The following is a 16,087-nucleotide window of genomic DNA, read 5'->3' as shown; positions in this document are numbered from 1 at the left end:
CCTCTCCCTACCCATGCTAAAGCGGCCAGCTTTTACAGGAATAGTTCTTTAGTACCGCCACTTTCCTACTTTCTGAATATTTCCGGGACTTTTTCCCTTCTCTAAGCTGGAAGCACAACAACAAACCGGAGAATCCCATGTCTCTTTTATCCAGATCAGCTGCTGCAATACTGATCACCGTGGTTGGCGCAGCCCCCCTGCAGGCCGAATCTCTGGATGTGCAGATTGGCTATCTGCAGTGGGTCCCGGATCAGGGGCCGGTTCTTTCCAACGTGATTCCGGAGCCGGAAGATGCCGGCCTGCGGGGCGCTGAACTGGCCATCGCCGATAACAGCACCACCGGCAAGTTTCTGGGGCAGACCTATTCGCTGCAAAGCAAAGTTGTGGATTCCGAAGAAGCTGCTGTTGCCGCTTTCGAGGCTATGCACCAGAACGGCATGGAGCTGTTCGTCGTGAACGCTCCCGCACAGACCCTGAAAACCCTCATGGATAAGGCCGGTGACAACACCCTGGTTTTCAACGCCGGTGCCAAGGACAACGCCCTGCGTACCGGACAGTGCCACTCCAACCTGCTACACACCATGCCCAGCTACGCCATGCTGACCGATGCTCTCGGTCAGTGGCTGAACCAGCGGCGCTGGAATGAGGTATTCCTGATTACCGGTCCCACCGAGGCTGACAAAGGCTGGGCCGATGCCTTCCGTCGCTCCGCCAAACGCTTCGGCCTGGAAATTGTCGAGGACAAACCCTGGACTTTTGATGCCGACCTGCGGCGCACCGCCTCGAAGGAGTTGCCACTGTTTACCCAGGCCAGTGATTACGATGCCGTGGTGGTGGCCGATGTGCGAGGCGATTTCGGTGAGTACGTACCATTCAACACCTGGTTGCCACGTCCCGTCGTCGGCACCCAGGGCATGTCGCCGGCGACCTGGCACCGGGTAGTGGAAAGCTGGGGCGCGGCGCAGTTGCAGAATCGCTTTCGCGACCTCGCCGACCGCGACATGAACAGTGAGGACTATACCGCCTGGGCCGCGATTCGCTCCATCGGCACGGCGGTAACCGACCTTGGCACGGCAAACCCCGGCGAGATCCGCGACTTCCTGTTCAGTGAAAAATTCCAGCTGGCAGCGTTCAAAGGCCGCAAACTTACTTTCCGTGACTGGAACGGCCAGTTGCGACAGCCGATTCCCCTGGTGCATCCACGGGGACTGGTAGCACGCGCACCGTTTGAAGGCTTTTTGCACCCCAATACTGAAATGGACACGCTCGGCTTCGACAAGCCGGAGAGCGAATGTCGGATTAACGGCTGACTGCTTTGGCGTCAGTCCCTCGAAAACAAGAAGGAGTTACACCATGACATCTCTGTTCAAGCACACCGCCCTGGCCGCCATGATCGGCCTGTCGACACCGGCACTCGCGAGTCTGGCCTATGTGTCCAACGAAAAGGATGACACCATTTCAATCATCGATACCGAAACCCGGGCCGTGGTCGAAACCATTGATGTAGGCCAGCGGCCACGGGGCATCCTGCTTTCCAAGGACCACACCAAGCTGTATATCTGCGCCAGTGACGACGACACCGTACAGGTACTGGATCTGGCGACTCGCAAGATCGTCGACACCCTGCCCTCCGGCGAGGATCCTGAACAGTTTTCCCTGCATCCGAACAACAAGCATCTGTACATCGCCAACGAGGACGACGCTATCGTCACGGTGGTGGACGTGGACACCAAGGACGTACTGGCCCAGATCGATGTGGGTATCGAGCCGGAAGGTATGGCTGTCAGCCCTGATGGCAAATGGGCGGTGAACACCAGTGAAACCACCAGCATGCTGCACTGGATCAACACCGATACGTTTGAGATTGAAAAGAACATCGTCGTGGGTCAGCGCCCGCGTCATGTGGAGTTCAGCAAGGACAGCAAGATTGCCTGGGCCTCGGCCGAAATCGGCGGCACGGTGCACATTATCGACGTGGACAACCTGGAACAGATCCATGAAATGTCTTTCAAGGTACCCGGCGTTAACCAGGATCGTGTCCAGCCTGTCGGCATCGAACTGACGTCCGACGGCAAGTATGCCTTCGTGGCCCTCGGCCCCTCCAACCACGTTGCCGTGGTGGATGCACAGACTTACGAGGTGCTGGAATATCTGCTGGTGGGCAGCCGGGTCTGGCAGCTGGATCTCGACAAGGACGAAAAACACCTCTATACCACTAACGGTGTGTCCGGCGATGTGTCGGTCATCGACGTGGAGGACCTGAAGGTGATCAAATCCATCAAGGTAGGCCGCTACCCCTGGGGCGTGGTCATTGATCCGACTTCATGACCATTGAAGCCAAAAACATCAGCTTTCGCTACGGCGACAAGCCAGTGCTCAAAGAGGTCAGCTTTGCGCTTACCTCTGGCCGTTTTCATGCTCTGCTGGGCCCCAACGGTGCCGGCAAATCAACATTGTTCGGCTTGTTAACCCGGCTGCTGGCGCTGCAGCAGGGCGAGCTCCTGCTGGCCGGGCAATCCTTGAAAAAACAACCGTCCGAGGCCATGCGCCAGATTGGCGTGGTGTTCCAGCAGAACGCTCTGGATCTGGACCTGACCGTGCGCCAGAACCTGCTCTACCACGCCGCGCTCCATGGTCTTTCCCGCAAGGAAGCCCGCGCACGGGGTGATCGGGAACTGGCGCGTTTCGATTTGCTGGAACGGGCGAACGAGCCGGTACGGAAACTCAACGGCGGCCACCGTCGACGGGTGGAAATTGCCCGCGCCCTGCTCCATGAGCCTTCGCTTCTACTGCTTGATGAACCGACGGTGGGCCTGGATGTGGCCAGCCGCAAGGCACTGAACGACCACGTCCGCACGCTGTGTGACGAGGCGGGTCTGACGGTTCTTTGGGCCACGCACCTGATTGAGGAAGTACGTCAGGAAGACCGGGTGCTGATCCTGCATCAGGGGCAGCTACTGGCCGACGGTTCCGGCCAGGCCATTTGCGAGGCCGAAGGCACCCGCGACCTGGCGGAAACCTTCCACACCCTGACCGGAGCCGGATAACCATGAGAGCTGCGCATTACTGGCATTGTTTCGTCGGCATCCAGACCCGTGAATGGCTGCGGTTCTGGCAACAACGCACTCGCTTTGCCAGTGCCCTGGTGCGGCCGTTGCTGTGGCTGGTGGTGTTTGCTGCCGGTTTCCGGGCGGTGCTGGGGATTTCCATTATTCCGCCGTACCAGACCTACATTACCTACGAAACATACATTGCCCCCGGGCTGTGCGGGATGATCATTCTGTTCAACAGTATGCAGGGCGCGCTGTCCATGGTGTACGACCGGGAGCTGGGGAGTATGCGAGTGCTGCTGATGAGCCCCCTGCCGCGGCCTTTCCTGCTGGTTACCAAACTGCTGGCTATGGGGGTGGTGTCGGTGGGGCAGGTGTACGTGTTCCTGCTGCTGGCGTTGCTGGTGGATGTAGAGCCGCCATTGTGGGGCTACCTGGCGGTACTTCCCGCCCTGATCCTGGCCAGCCTGATGCTCGGCGCTCTCGGCCTGCTGATTGCCACCTGGATCAAACAGCTGGAGAACTTTGCCGGGGTGATGAACTTTGTCATCTTCCCAATGTTCTTCATGTCGTCAGCGCTTTACCCCCTGTGGCGCATGAACGAAGCCAGCCCCTGGCTCTACTGGATCTGCCAGTTCAACCCGTTTACCCACGCCGTAGAGGCCATCCGGTTTTCGCTGCACCTGGAATGGAATCCTATGGCCTTTGGCATTACTGCGGGCGTGACCATCGTGTTTGCTTTACTTGCCACCGCCGGGTTCAGGCCTCAGCGGACCAAGATACTTGGGACCAAGCCTGCCTGATTGGAGTATTTGGGCTGTGGGGGACAGGTTTCCAAAACACGCCTCAAGACGTCCTGTTCGGCTTGGGCTCCGCCATCCCTGGCTCCGCACAGTTTTGGAAACCTGTCCCCACAGCCCACCCACACTCCGAGCTAGCCTTATAGCTTCGTAGGTCGGATTAGCGAAGCGTAATCCGACAAACAAACAAGCAAGCGCCTATCAATGAAGACTAGGAGTCCGCCAGGTCAAGTCTTCGAAGCTTTCCCAACAACCCATCAATCAAACCGGGCTCCCCCACCCTGTCATCCCACTGCAACCGCGCCGGCTTGCCATCCAGATACCACAGTCGATTTGCCAGTATCTCGGCGTCACCACCATCATGGGTCACACAAATCATCGCCATGCCCGGATTGGCATCCATAATGCCGGCAATCAGTGTTTTCAATTCACCAGCCATAACCGGATCCAGCGACGCAAACGGCTCATCCAACAACAGCAGGTCCGGCTTAACCGCCAGGCAACGGGCAAGTGCAACTCGCCGGGCCATGCCCAGGGAGAGCTGGTCCGGCAGGTAGTGGCCATACCCTTTCAGACCCACACTGGCGAGGTGGTCTTCTGCTTCCTGCGGAGTTGCGCCCGCCAGCTGGAGATTGGCGCTCAGAGTTCGCCAAGGCAGCAGACGATGTTCCTGAAACAGGTAGCCGACCCGAAGTTCGTCACGGCCGATGACGGCTTCTTGTGGAATTGTTTTGTCCAGACCGGCGATGGTGTTCAGCAGAGTGGTTTTGCCGATGCCGGAGGGCCCAAGTAGGCAGATACGGTCGCCCTTCTCCACGGTGGCGAATATTTCCCCCAGCACAGGCTGACCAAAGTCGCGGCCGGCAATCCGCAGTTCAAGCATCGGCGGCCTCCGGCTGACGCCAGCGGCTGGAGCGGCGCTCCAGGGGCTGCAGGATGGTCAGCTCAATCAGTTGGACCACGGCAATGAACGCGAGGCTGTAGGCCAGGATGGTGGCAACGTCAAAGACCTGGAAGGCCAGATGGAGCTGGAAGCCGACGCCGCTGGAGCGGCCCAGCAGTTCCACCACCAGGACGATTTTCCAGATCAGCGCCAGGCCGCCGCGGGTGGCGGCCATCAGGTAGGGAAACAGTTGTGGTACCCAGACGTCGCGAAACCGCTGCCAGTGGCTGAATTCGTAGACTGTGGCCATTTCTTCCAATCGGTAATCCAGGCTGCGGGCACCCTCGCGCACGGTGACGGCGACGTTGGGCACTTTGTTGATGACAACGGCCATGACGGCCGCCACTTCCACCAGTCCGAACCAGACGTACATCAAAATGATAGTGACCAGCGCCGGCAGGTTGAGCAGCAGCACCAGCAATGGGTCGAACAGAGCGTTGGTGGTGGCGGAACGCCCCATACCGACACCGATGACCGTACCCAGTGACATGGCCAGCACAAAGGCCACTGCTACACGACCGAAGGTGGCGCCCAGGTGATGCCAGAGATCTCCGGACGCAGACTCTCGTATCAGTGTATCCAGCACTTGAAGTGGTGTTGGCAACAGCGGTGACTGCATCCACCAGGCGATCAGCGCCCAGATGAGCACGAAGGCCGGAAGCACCACCCAATAACTCCAGAAGGGGGGACGCCCTATTGCGGCAGAACTTCCGGGGTTAGTCATGGCTCACTCCAGTAGAAGAGTGAGACTGGCATCAGGTTATCTTCAGCCGCTCCGGTGAGCACCAGCAAACGCTGCAGGTCGGCTGTTCGCTGATCGGTTAACGGTGCCGGTGTACCGGCAACAAATCCATCGCGAAGCGCCCCGAAAATACCCTCCCCCGGATTACCCATCAGTGGCCGCAGTCGTTCCCAGTAGCCGGGATCATCCGCCAGTTCAGCTTTCGCCTCGCGCAGGGAGCCGGCAAAGCGCCGGAGCAGGGATTGATGCTCCCGCGCCCAACTTGCCGGAAAGACATAGCCCAGAACAGGAAGGTTGGTATCCAGATTCAGGGCACCCAGCAGGTCGGCCATACGGAACGCCGAGCGCCAACCGCCCTCACCCTTGAGACGCGCAGCAAAATGCCAATAGGTGACAATCACATCCACCTGCCCCCGCTTGAGGGCCTGGTTGAGCAATGGTGGCGCCGCGAACTGAACATCTGCGGAATCTGACAGGTTTAGTCCCTGCTGGTCGGCGACTTTCTGCAGCAGTATCCAGCCCTTGCTATCCGGACCACCGGCTACGCCAATTCGCTTGCCGGTGAGATCCGCCACCGATTGGATGGACGAACTGCCGGCCACCACAATGTCACCAATCTGGCTGGAAAACGGCAGGTACAGGTAGGATGTGCCCGACTGGTATCGGGATTGTGCCCATAGCAGATCCGCAACCGCGCCATTCACCGAACCGCTGGTGACGGCGAGGCGGGAGGCCGGCAGATTGGCCACAGGTATCAACTCCAGCCGGTAGCCATGCTTCCGGTCCAGCCCCTGATGAAGAAGGTGGTCAAGCTCCCAGTGGGCGGTGCCAAACTGCAATACGCTGATCGACAGCTTCGGGTGCCCCTCTGGCGCATCGGCCCGAACCTCTGCCTCTAATGCCAGCACGACCACCAGGACCAGCAGCATCAACGCTACCAGCCCATGGGTACGGCTGCTGGCTACGGATGGCTTGAAATGTCGCATTGTTACAGGCTGTTGGCTCATGTCTCCACGATACGAAGCCCAAAGCCGGGCAAGAATAGTACTTTGGTGCCTGTTTTTTGGTGCGATGGTCGCATTCAACCTGAGGCGCAGATAGCGTGTAATGAAATCATCACAATAATAACCAGAGGATGCGCTCCGATTCCGGAGATTCTCTGCACAGGAGGCCGCTATGCTTAACGAGCTCGATGCCGCACTCTCTTCCGAAAAACGCTATCATGGTTCGGAAGCACTCCCCGAAAATGACAACAAACAGGCAGAACCGAACATGGAGCCGGCTTACAAGATACTGATCGCCGACGACCACCCGCTTTTCCGGGAAGCCATCAGCAGTGTCATCGCTTCCGGTTTTGAGGGCAGCGAGATCATCGAAACCGATGATCTGGACAGCGCGCTGGATATCACCAGGGAGAATGACGACCTGGACCTGATACTGCTGGATCTGAACATGCCCGGCATGCACGGCCTGAATGGCCTGATTACGCTGCGCAATGAGGCGCCGACCATTCCGGTGGTGATTGTCTCTGCGGAAGAAGACAAACAGGTTGTGTTGCAGGCGATTACCTATGGCGCCTGCGGATTCATTACCAAGTCCTCGCCGCGGGCCCAGATGACCGAAGCGATCCAGCAGATCCTCAACGGCAATGTCTACCTGCCTTCGGACATCATCAGAACCGGTAAAGAAAGCAGCAGCCGCCGCAGTCGCCATGAGGACAACCCGATTTCTCCAGAGTTGCTGAACTCACTGACACGTCGCCAACTGCTGGTCCTTGAGCGCATGTCCAAGGGCGAATCCAACAAGCAGATTGCCTACAACCTGAACATAGCCGAGACCACAGTGAAGGCCCATGTGTCCGCGATTCTTCGCAAGCTGGGCGTGCACAACCGGGTTCAGGCGATTCTCTCCGCCAGTGATGTGGATTTCAGTCAGTATCTGAAGCGGTAACTCGCCTGACCCAATCCTGCTTGTCGGATTACGCCTTTGGCTAATCCGACCTACAAACGTAACGTCGGCCCCCGCGTAGGTCGGATTAGCAAAGCGTAATCCGACATCCATCGGCGATCTCAACTTCTCAGTAAATGACTCAGCACACTGCGTAACTTCAGCGGCTTCACTGGCTTGTTCATCAACAAGTGCCCCAGCTCACGAATATGCTGCTTGAGCTCGTTGGTATAATTGGCGGTAATCATCACCACCGGTGCCGGACAACGACGGCGACCATTGATTTCCGCCACCACATCCACACCGTTTTCTTCATTGTCCAGATGGTAGTCCGCCAGTATCAGGTCCACCGGACTGTCAGCCGGGTCCAGCTGGCGCTCCAGATCCTCCAGAGACACAGCCGTCATCACGCGACAGTCCCAACCTTCCAGCAACGTTTTCATGCCCTGGCAGATGGACTGATCATTATCGATCACCCAGATCCGGGCGCCGCCCAGACCGCTGTCAAAGGACACCGTCCGGTTCTGATCCGCTGCCGGTCGCGAGGGTTGCAGTCGTCCAAGCGGCACCTTGACGCTGAACACCGAGCCCTTACCTTCAATGGAAGCCACACTCACTTCGTGGCCCAGCATTCGTGAGATCTTATCCACAATGGCCAGCCCCAGACCAAGCCCCTTGTCCGGCTGAGACCCTGTTGGCCGAATGCGTTTGAACTCCTGGAAGATCTCGGTCAGTTTGTCTTCGGGGATACCCGGGCCGGTATCCCAGACCTGCAACAAGATGTGATCCTGCCGCCGCCGGCAGCCGAGCAGAATACGACCTTTACCCGTATAGCGGATGGCATTGGTAAGGAAATTCCTGAGAATCCTGGCCAGAAGCTGGGAATCGGATTCCACGATTGCGGAACTTGCCACGAAGTCCAGTCGCAGGCCTTCAGCCATGGCCATTTGCCGGAATTCCCGGGCGATGTTATTGAGCAGGTCCCGCAGGTCAAACGCGGTCACGTCGGGTTTGATTACCCCGGCATCCAGTTTGGAAATGTCCACCAAGGTACCCAGAAGGTTCTCAACATCATTCAGGGAGGTACTCACTGACCGTACCAGCCCCTCGGCCTTGGGCCCGAACGATTGTTCCAGAAGCGCACTGGTAAACAGGCGGGCTGCGTTGAGGGGTTGCAGCAGGTCATGACTGACGGCGGCGAGGAATTTGGTCTTGGACAGGTTCGCCCTTTCCGCCTCCAGTTTGGCATCCCGCAACCTGGCCTCTACCGCAGCCCGCTCGGTAATTTCCTGACGCAACTGATTGTTAAGCCCGGTCAGCGCAGAAGTACGCTCCTTGACCCGTCGTTCCAGATTGTCATAGGCCTGTTCCAGCGCCAGGGCAGTCTTGCGGCGATCGGTGATGTCCCGGATCAACACGAAGAAACCGGTCACCTCTCCGTCTTCATTGAAATTAGGCACATAGGAACGCAGCATATAGCGGATGTCGCCCTGCTCACCGCATTCCTCAAACTCAAAGGTGACACTGTGCCCCGCCAGCGCCTGCTGCATCTGTGGCAACAGGCGCTGATACAGATCGGCGGGGTGCACATCGACCAGTGCTTTACCCAGGGGAGATTCCCCCTTGCGGCCATACCAGGATTCGTACACCTTGTTGCAAAACTGCACGGTAAGGTCCGCGCCGACATAGGCAATCAGTGCCGGCACATGGTCTGTCACCACCCGAATCCAGCGCTCACTTTCTTCCAGCGCCTTGATCCGACGCGCCATTTCGCTGTTCTTGACGTCGGTGATGTCGGAATAAAGCACAACCAACCCGCCCTCACGGGTAGGCCGCTCTGTCATCTGTACCCAGCGATCATTGGCCAACAGGAAGACAACACCCTCCGAATCCGGATGACTGTGCTCTTCCACAACCAGCCCCGAACTGACAGCCTGCCGTTTCACTTCGGCAATGGAGGTGCCCGACTCCGGCACCTCCACACCAGCATGACGCCAATAACTGCGAAAACGACTGTTGCTCTGGATCAGTCGATGCCGGTGATCAAACAGAACAAAACCATCAGCAATGCTCTCAATGGCATCACTAAGGCGCTGGCGGGTGGTATCGGCTTCGACGCGGGCACGGCTCAGTGCCTTGTTACTGGCTTTAAGCTCCTCCATGGTCTGATTGAGCGCCTCGGTGCGTTCACGCACCTGCTCAGCCAGTACCACGGAATGTTCAAAGGCTGCATAGGGTTCAGGCTTATGGGCGGAGCCAGACTCCACCCGCACAATCAGGGCATCACGGATGCGGCGCAGGCGTTCATTCTCCGCTTCAAGCTCGGCGATGCGCCGATCCCTGCTCTCAGCGGAAACGTCATTCTTGCACGGCACGGGCTTCAGGCTGGCCAATGACCACCCCCGTAAAGGTCTGGTTGATGTGCATACCGTCGAACTGCTCGCCGTATGTGTTGAAACCGATCACCTTGTGATGGCGAAGGAATTCGGACACCGCCTCCACTTCCCCGGTCAGCTCTGCCTCCAGTCGACGCAGGAAACAGTCACACCCGATGGTCACCAGCGGCGGTCCCACCACTCGCTCGGACGCTTCGATCTGGGCCCGTACGCTGTCCAGGAGACCTTCGGGCTCCATGGCCGTCATCACAATGCCGGTTTCCACAGCACAGTAGAATGTGAGGCTCTTGTCCGGATTGACCCGTTGGACCGAACGCACGAAATAGTGCCCGCCAATCTTCACCCCCATGGGCCTCAGCGCGAACACCTTGCGATCGAGGGCATCCACATCGACGCCGACAGCCCGGGCATAGGCATCTGCCGCAGGCTCGGCATTGAGTTCATATACGGTACGACTTTCCGCGCAGGCATCGGTAACAACCAGTTTCTCGTTGCGCTCAACCATGTGGTGCGTGGAAAACACCCGGAAATCCAGAGGCGTATTAACCAGCAGAACGGTCGCCGCCCCGGTATGAAACTGCCCATCGTAAAAGACATGGGTATTGGCAAGACGCTCGTCGTCACCGGCTGACCCGCCAAATTGCGGTATGGTCCCGAGCGCTGCGTTGAGCGTCGCCAACACCAGCTCCTCCCGACTGGAAAGCCCATCAAGGAGGGTAATTGCAAAGGTGTTTCCTTTGACAGGCGCGAGCTTCGCATCACGGCATGTGGAAAGCAGTCCGTCTATGACGCCTTGGGCGTTCTGCAGGGTAAACCGGTCGAGCTCACGAATCAGTGCGCAATCAATGGCAAAGTAACGGTTATCGAAGCCGATGGCGGTTATGCATCCGCGGCCATAACCATCCGGTGTAATCTCTCCGGCTGATGTACACCCGCACACACGTACGCCCTGAAAAGCGTGCTCAAGGGCAATTCCGAGACGACCGAGATCGTATTCCGCGGAACAGAAGAACAGTACACAACCCAGGTGCTTATGATTAAGCTGACTGGCGAGATTGGTAGCAGCCAGCATCGGGTCGCGAACACTGGAGCTCGCTACCCGGACGGCGGGCAGGGTCGTCGCTGACTTCATAAACGCAGATCCCGAGAACGGATGACTTTCCACCGATTCTACGGCATCCGCAAACGCAGCCAATGCGACTTCAGTGCTTTTAATAGGCGCGCCAAAATGATCGTAAGCCATTGATTAAAATACCTCCCGAATCAATGCCTGGCGGCGCTGCCGGTCTGCACGAAGACAAACCGGCACTTTAGTCTTAGACAACCCGGCGCTACGGAGGACTTCCCATCTTCCGTAGCGATGGCTGCTGCTTAGAACGTGATGACGGCGCCGAGGGCGATGGTATCGGCATCCACTGCAGTCGCGCCCGAGGATTTGATTTCCTGCTCGAACATGTTGTACTCGGCAACCACTTTGAAGTTACTGTTTACAGAATGGAAAACCGCCAGGGAGGTGTTTTCCGTCTCGAAATCGCCCTGATCCGAATCCGTTTCGCCGTAGGAGGCCACGAAGCGATTACTACCCAGTGTGTAAGATGCCTGAGCAAGATAGCCGTCGGCATCTTCTTCAGAAGCAAGTGCCCCATCAACGAGCAGCACGGGCACATCCCCTTCCGATGTAAAGCCGGAGGCAGTGAGTGAGAAGCCTGCAGCCGCTGCTTTAAGACCATAGCCGATGCCCTGGCTGTCGATCTCAGTGGTCGCATTTTCCGAGCTCTGATGACGACCATTAACCCAACCGGTCAACGCCAGGCCACTGAGATCGGCGCTGTAAGTAACTTCCGCCTCGAAGCGCGGTGCCGACTGCTCGGATTGGGCACCGGGAGTGGTATTCGCCGGTTCAAAGATACCCGCTGCCACTTTCAGTCCACCCATTGCCGGGGACCGGTAGGTAATCTGAGCTGACGGATTGGGATACGGGTAGCCGGTACGGATGTTACCGAAAGAGACGCCGGTGGCTGCTCCCGGGGAGCCAAAGCCCATCAGGACTTCGTCGAGAAAGATGTTGGAACGGGCGTATAATCCGAAATCCTTACCGATGAGAACCTGACCGAACGAGCCATCGACGGTGGCATACAGCTGACGAACATCGATCGCCGTATCCGTTGGCGACTGAAGACTGTCATTGATCGTGCTCCAGAACGAGGAGCGGCCACCCATGGTCAGGTCGCCCACTTCCTTGCTAAAATTAAAGCCAATGGTATTCGGCAGAAACCCCATCTTCACATCTGAATTGCGGGTATCGGACACCTTGTCGTCACGGTTTACGTAGAAAGCGTTGAAATAACCGTCAACAGAAAAACTGGTGCCGTCTTCGTTGTAAAGTTCAACGGCAGCATTGGCGCTGGCGCTTGCACCCATGGCAGCAGCCATCGCAATCGCTAACCCTGACTTTCGAAAATTGTTGTTGTTCATAGTTCCCCCGGTTGTTTTTAGGAAATCTGGGATCGGGACGCCGACTCATCCGGCAGTCCCAGGCGTAGGTCTGTCGCCTGAATTCCATGGTCGGTTATGGCTGTGGCGGGGAAAATGCGCCTAGGGGGCAGGTTTTCTGATCTTTTAGGAGGCCTGAGAAACAGGACTTTGGGATTAATACCCGCCAGATACGGGCACAGGTAAAGGATGAGGACGCGGATCAGCCGGGGAAAGCTTCCAGCTCCTCCAGGCAATCGGCCAGGAACCGCGAGGGGGACGCCATAACAGCCTCATCAGCCACGACCCCGAACTGAACCTGGCCCGCATAACTGACAATACTTACCCCCAGACCAATGTCCCCGGCCTGAGGCACCCAGAACATTTGTTCCGTAATGCGGCAACCGGCCAGATACCGCTCCTCATGGGAACCTGGCACATTGGACACGACGGCACTCGCCTTGCGATAGAACACATCGGCCAGAGACTGGCGCCAGGGCTCAGGTACCAGCGACGCACTGGCGGTCAGGCCCCAGGCAAGACCGGGCTGCCAGCTTTTTTTCAGTCGGCGGGTTTCGTGTTTGATTCGATAGAGCCGTTCCAGTGAGCTTTCACCGTCCACCGGGAGAGGAACGAACACGGTGCCGAAACAATTGCCCAGCGCCCCCGCTTCGGGCTTGATCCCTGCAGGTAACTGGCCACGGATATCCACTGGCACCGCCGCGTGGAGAACGGCTTCGTCAAGGTCGGCCTCACTGGCCACCAGTTGCCTGCGCACGGCGGCCGCGACACAGCTGAGCAGGACATCGTTGATGGTGACGCCGGTTAATCGGGCAACCTCCTGAAACCGTGACAGCGCCACGGGCGTCGACCAGCAACAATGGCGACGCCCAAGTAGTGGGCGTTTCAGAGACGAGGGGGAATCTTCCGGCTCCACCAGAAACTGGCTGATCTCGTTAACCAGTTTCAGGCCGCCATGGGCGACCCGCTCAAGTACCTTGCCAGCGTCCTGCAACGTGCCCGATGAGCCGTCCACACGACCGGACACATCACCGGAACGGCTTCCAGAGACCGCCGTTATTTCATCACCAATCAAATCCCTGAGCCAGGTGCCGGCCGCCATCCTCCAGCTCTGGAGTTGGGCGGTTTCCTGAGAACCGTAGATGGCTGGTAGCTGTTGCGGAGAGGGTGTGCAAATCCTTTCGAAGACCCCCAGCAGGGACAAACCGTCGGCATAGCAATGATGCATTCTCAGCAACAGGGCCGCGCCACCTTCGGCATCAGGCGCAAGCCAGAATTTCCACAGCGGCCGGTAGTCCGGAAGGGGCTCATTCAGACGCGCGGAGACCCATTCCTGAAGTTCTTCACCGGAAAACGCGCCGGGAGCCACCTGCAGGTGATGTTTGAGATCAAACACGGGATCCGCTTCCCACCACCAGCCCGGCGGTCGCTTTACAGGCAAGCACCGGAAGCGCTGCCAGGCGAGCCAGTAGGCCTCCAGAAATTCCCGCAACCGTGCCGCCGTCAGCCCGTCGACCCGCAACATGACCGTTATGGTCATCGGGTTTTCGGGTCTTTCCAGGGACAGCCATGCGGAATCCACAGGTAACAGGAGATGTGAGTCCTCTTGGTTCAAATCTGGCTGTCCCCGGGTGAATTAACAAACATTGAATAATTGGCGAATCCAGCATTGTGCCAGACAAGGACGAGAGGCTCCATATAAGGCGTCCTCTTCGCAGAATTACAAAAAATTACGCGCAATTAACCCTTCGCCTCTATACTGGTTATATGAATTAATGGAATGGTTATTAACTGAGCCCCGGGCGGGTGTCTACCTGCCAACCAAGCAGACTATTGGCCGTGGGCGTTCGTATATTGAGTAACCAGTGCCAATAACTATGGTCCGGGAACGCGATACAACAGTCACTATCAGCACACCACAAATCCAAAAGCAGTCTTCCACGGTGCTGACAGGAGAACGGTTATGAAAGCGAGCCATGTTCGCAAACTGATACAACCGATTGAAAGCGCCTACTCCGAGATGTTCTCGGGGCGTGTCTACCGTGTAGGCAAAGGTGCAGTTTCCGTCCGCAACCATAGTGGTAAGGCGGAACAAACGGTTATTGGTGTGCACGGTTTCCTTGAGAACCACTGTTACTTCACGCAGGCCTATGAAGCGCCGACCACCGAACTTATTCTGCTGACCTGCAGCAACTACCACATCCCGGTCAACGGCGTGACGCCGGAAACTCCGGAATGGGAAGTGCCCATCAAGCACCTCGAGGGCACCATTGAGTACGACGCCTGCATACTGAACCAGGCTGTTGCCAATCTTCCTGGCACCGAGAACATTCGTGTTCACGGTCACTCCCGGGGCGGCGCGGTCATCCTCGAGGCTATTCACCAGCGGCCGGAACTCTATGACAACGTGGAAGTGGTCCTGGAAGCACCGGTATTGCCCCAGGGCAAACTCCACGGACTGGTCACTACCATACTGGAACCGGTCAGCCACGGCATGTGGCCCTGGCTGATTCGCCTGATCAACAGTGCGCCGTCTTCTGCCTATGGCCAGACGTTTTTCGGAAAGATGAATCCCCGTAAGAAGCAGTTGCTGAGCAAGCTGTTTTCCTCCACCAAGGATCATCTCACCATTGTTCGCAACATCGAGAACATCATGGACTGGATGGAGCGCACGGATACCAGCGTTTACAACAACGTTCGCCACGGCACCTTCCTGATTCCCGCGGTGGACCGCATTCTTGACCGCAAGGCCATGCTGGCCAGCGCTCGTCAAAGCCCGACAACCATGCGCATTGTGGAAACCGAGGCCCTAAGCCACTTCATCACGCTGGACAACAAGGAATGGGTACCTGGTCTCGAAACCCTGCAGGCATCCGCTGAGGCTTGAGACTGCCATCTGACTGTCGGCTCCGGTAAACTCGCAGGTTTTCTGCCACAAGGTTACCGGAGCCCCCTTCATGTACCGCGAGCGCCTCGTCGCTACCGAAGTTCACTCTGACAGCGCCCGTCGGCTGCAGCTGCTGCTGATTGAGTACCACGATTTCCGCCAGCGCAAGGCGGCTCATCCATTACTGGAAGATACTTTCCGGGTTGCCGACTGGCAGGCGGAACGATTGAAACAAACCCATCAGGATCTTTACCGGCACCCCGGCTACCACACCGGCCTGGAGTTTCTGCTTACCGACCTGTATGCCCCGGCACACATGACCCGTCGCGACGACAACATCGACCGCGTGTTCCCCAAAATGGTGAAGTGGCTGCCCAATAGCCTGCTCAACACGTTCGCCGGACTGGTGGAGCTGAACCTGGTTACCCAACAACTTGATCTCGAGCTGACAGAACAGCTCGCCCAGCGCGAAGTACCGCGTGACGCCATTACCAACGAACAATACTGCAGGGCCTTTCGCGCCAGTCACAACCTGACACAACGCCAGCGCCAGATTGCACTGGTGGCCGAGGTGGGGCAGCAGCTGGATCACTACGTTCGCAACCGCACCCTGGGCTGGCTGCTCAGCATGACCCGCGGGCCGGCGGAAATGGCGGATCTGAGCGACCTCCACAGCTTCCTGCACCGAGGCTACACCGCCTTCCGGAAAATGGAAGATGTTGACTCACTAATCGAGCGACTGGTCACGAGAGAGCGGCAGGTCCTGGACAATATCTTCAATGAGCACCCGGCCCCGTTCAGCCTGCCGAAAGACCTGTAATCGCAGCAA

The 16,087-nt window shown here is 57.8% G+C and carries 14 protein-coding genes; 7 read left to right on the top strand and 7 right to left on the bottom strand.

Going from position 1 to position 16,087, the window contains the following annotated elements; genetic code table 11:
- Positions 1 to 137 precede the first annotated feature (137 nt).
- The 4 genes from Q0Y21_RS00940 to Q0Y21_RS00925 are packed head-to-tail and all read left to right on the top strand — an operon-like array spanning position 138 to position 3,853.
- Complete coding sequence (locus Q0Y21_RS00940; protein WP_297790659.1) at positions 138 to 1,310, top strand: ABC transporter substrate-binding protein; 1,173 nt, start codon at positions 138 to 140, stop codon at positions 1,308 to 1,310.
- Between the two features lie 43 nt (positions 1,311 to 1,353).
- A complete protein-coding gene (locus tag Q0Y21_RS00935; protein ID WP_297790657.1) occupies positions 1,354 to 2,328 on the top strand; it encodes a YVTN family beta-propeller repeat protein in 975 nt (324 codons plus the stop codon).
- Positions 2,325 to 3,047 (top strand): ABC transporter ATP-binding protein, encoded by a 723-nt coding sequence (locus Q0Y21_RS00930; protein WP_297790655.1) that lies wholly within the window; start codon positions 2,325 to 2,327, stop codon positions 3,045 to 3,047. The genes Q0Y21_RS00935 and Q0Y21_RS00930 overlap by 4 nt, the downstream gene beginning before the upstream one ends.
- 2 nt (positions 3,048 to 3,049) lie before the next feature.
- Positions 3,050 to 3,853, top strand: coding sequence for an ABC transporter permease (locus Q0Y21_RS00925; protein WP_297790653.1), 804 nt, complete (start codon positions 3,050 to 3,052; stop codon positions 3,851 to 3,853).
- 208 nt (positions 3,854 to 4,061) lie between these two features.
- On the opposite strand, the gene Q0Y21_RS00920 is transcribed toward Q0Y21_RS00925, so the two are convergent.
- From Q0Y21_RS00920 to Q0Y21_RS00910, 3 genes are read right to left on the bottom strand one after another with little or no spacing between them, the layout of a single operon-like run.
- The gene (locus Q0Y21_RS00920) at positions 4,062 to 4,733 is read right to left on the bottom strand and encodes an ATP-binding cassette domain-containing protein (RefSeq protein WP_297790651.1); all 672 of its coding nucleotides are present in this window, start codon (positions 4,731 to 4,733) and stop codon (positions 4,062 to 4,064) included.
- Positions 4,726 to 5,517, bottom strand: a complete 792-nt coding sequence (locus Q0Y21_RS00915; protein WP_297790649.1) for an ABC transporter permease subunit — start codon at positions 5,515 to 5,517, stop codon at positions 4,726 to 4,728. The genes Q0Y21_RS00920 and Q0Y21_RS00915 overlap by 8 nt, the downstream gene beginning before the upstream one ends.
- Positions 5,514 to 6,521 carry an ABC transporter substrate-binding protein gene (locus Q0Y21_RS00910; RefSeq protein WP_297790647.1) on the bottom strand — a complete coding sequence of 336 codons (1,008 nt, stop codon included), beginning with the start codon at positions 6,519 to 6,521 and terminating at the stop codon, positions 5,514 to 5,516. Before Q0Y21_RS00910 ends, Q0Y21_RS00915 begins: the two co-directional genes overlap by 4 nt.
- A 286-nt stretch (positions 6,522 to 6,807) precedes the next feature.
- On the opposite strand from Q0Y21_RS00910, the gene Q0Y21_RS00905 reads away from it, so the two are divergent.
- Positions 6,808 to 7,485, top strand: a complete 678-nt coding sequence (locus Q0Y21_RS00905) for a response regulator transcription factor (RefSeq protein WP_297792453.1) — start codon at positions 6,808 to 6,810, stop codon at positions 7,483 to 7,485.
- Positions 7,486 to 7,604: 119 nt separating this feature from the next.
- Here the strand turns inward: Q0Y21_RS00905 and Q0Y21_RS00900 are convergent, their stop codons facing one another.
- The 4 genes from Q0Y21_RS00900 to Q0Y21_RS00885 all read right to left on the bottom strand — a co-directional run bounded on the left by Q0Y21_RS00900 (position 7,605) and on the right by Q0Y21_RS00885 (position 13,986).
- Positions 7,605 to 9,866: a NahK/ErcS family hybrid sensor histidine kinase/response regulator gene (locus Q0Y21_RS00900; protein WP_297792451.1), complete on the bottom strand. Its 2,262-nt coding sequence runs from the start codon at positions 9,864 to 9,866 to the stop codon at positions 7,605 to 7,607.
- On the bottom strand, positions 9,841 to 11,121 hold the full coding sequence (nosP, locus tag Q0Y21_RS00895; RefSeq protein ID WP_297790644.1) for a nitric oxide-sensing protein NosP: 1,281 nt from the start codon (positions 11,119 to 11,121) through the stop codon (positions 9,841 to 9,843). The genes Q0Y21_RS00900 and nosP overlap by 26 nt, the downstream gene beginning before the upstream one ends.
- Before the next feature lie 128 nt (positions 11,122 to 11,249).
- On the bottom strand, positions 11,250 to 12,353 hold the full coding sequence (locus Q0Y21_RS00890; RefSeq protein WP_297790642.1) for a porin: 1,104 nt from the start codon (positions 12,351 to 12,353) through the stop codon (positions 11,250 to 11,252).
- A gap of 220 nt (positions 12,354 to 12,573) precedes the next feature.
- On the bottom strand, positions 12,574 to 13,986 hold the full coding sequence (locus Q0Y21_RS00885) for a WS/DGAT domain-containing protein (protein ID WP_297790640.1): 1,413 nt from the start codon (positions 13,984 to 13,986) through the stop codon (positions 12,574 to 12,576).
- 348 nt (positions 13,987 to 14,334) lie between these two features.
- On the opposite strand from Q0Y21_RS00885, the gene Q0Y21_RS00880 reads away from it, so the two are divergent.
- Together Q0Y21_RS00880 and Q0Y21_RS00875 are read left to right on the top strand one after the other, a co-directional pair.
- Positions 14,335 to 15,258, top strand: coding sequence for an alpha/beta hydrolase (locus Q0Y21_RS00880; RefSeq protein WP_297790638.1), 924 nt, complete (start codon positions 14,335 to 14,337; stop codon positions 15,256 to 15,258).
- A gap of 70 nt (positions 15,259 to 15,328) precedes the next feature.
- Positions 15,329 to 16,078: a hypothetical protein gene (locus Q0Y21_RS00875; protein ID WP_297790636.1), complete on the top strand. Its 750-nt coding sequence runs from the start codon at positions 15,329 to 15,331 to the stop codon at positions 16,076 to 16,078.
- Positions 16,079 to 16,087: the final 9 nt, after the last annotated feature.

Source organism: uncultured Marinobacter sp. (assembly GCF_947259545.1).
Lineage (GTDB): Bacteria > Pseudomonadota > Gammaproteobacteria > Pseudomonadales > Oleiphilaceae > Marinobacter.
The sequence above is the reverse complement of the archived record's forward strand: the minus strand, read 5'-3'. Positions and strand labels throughout refer to the sequence as shown.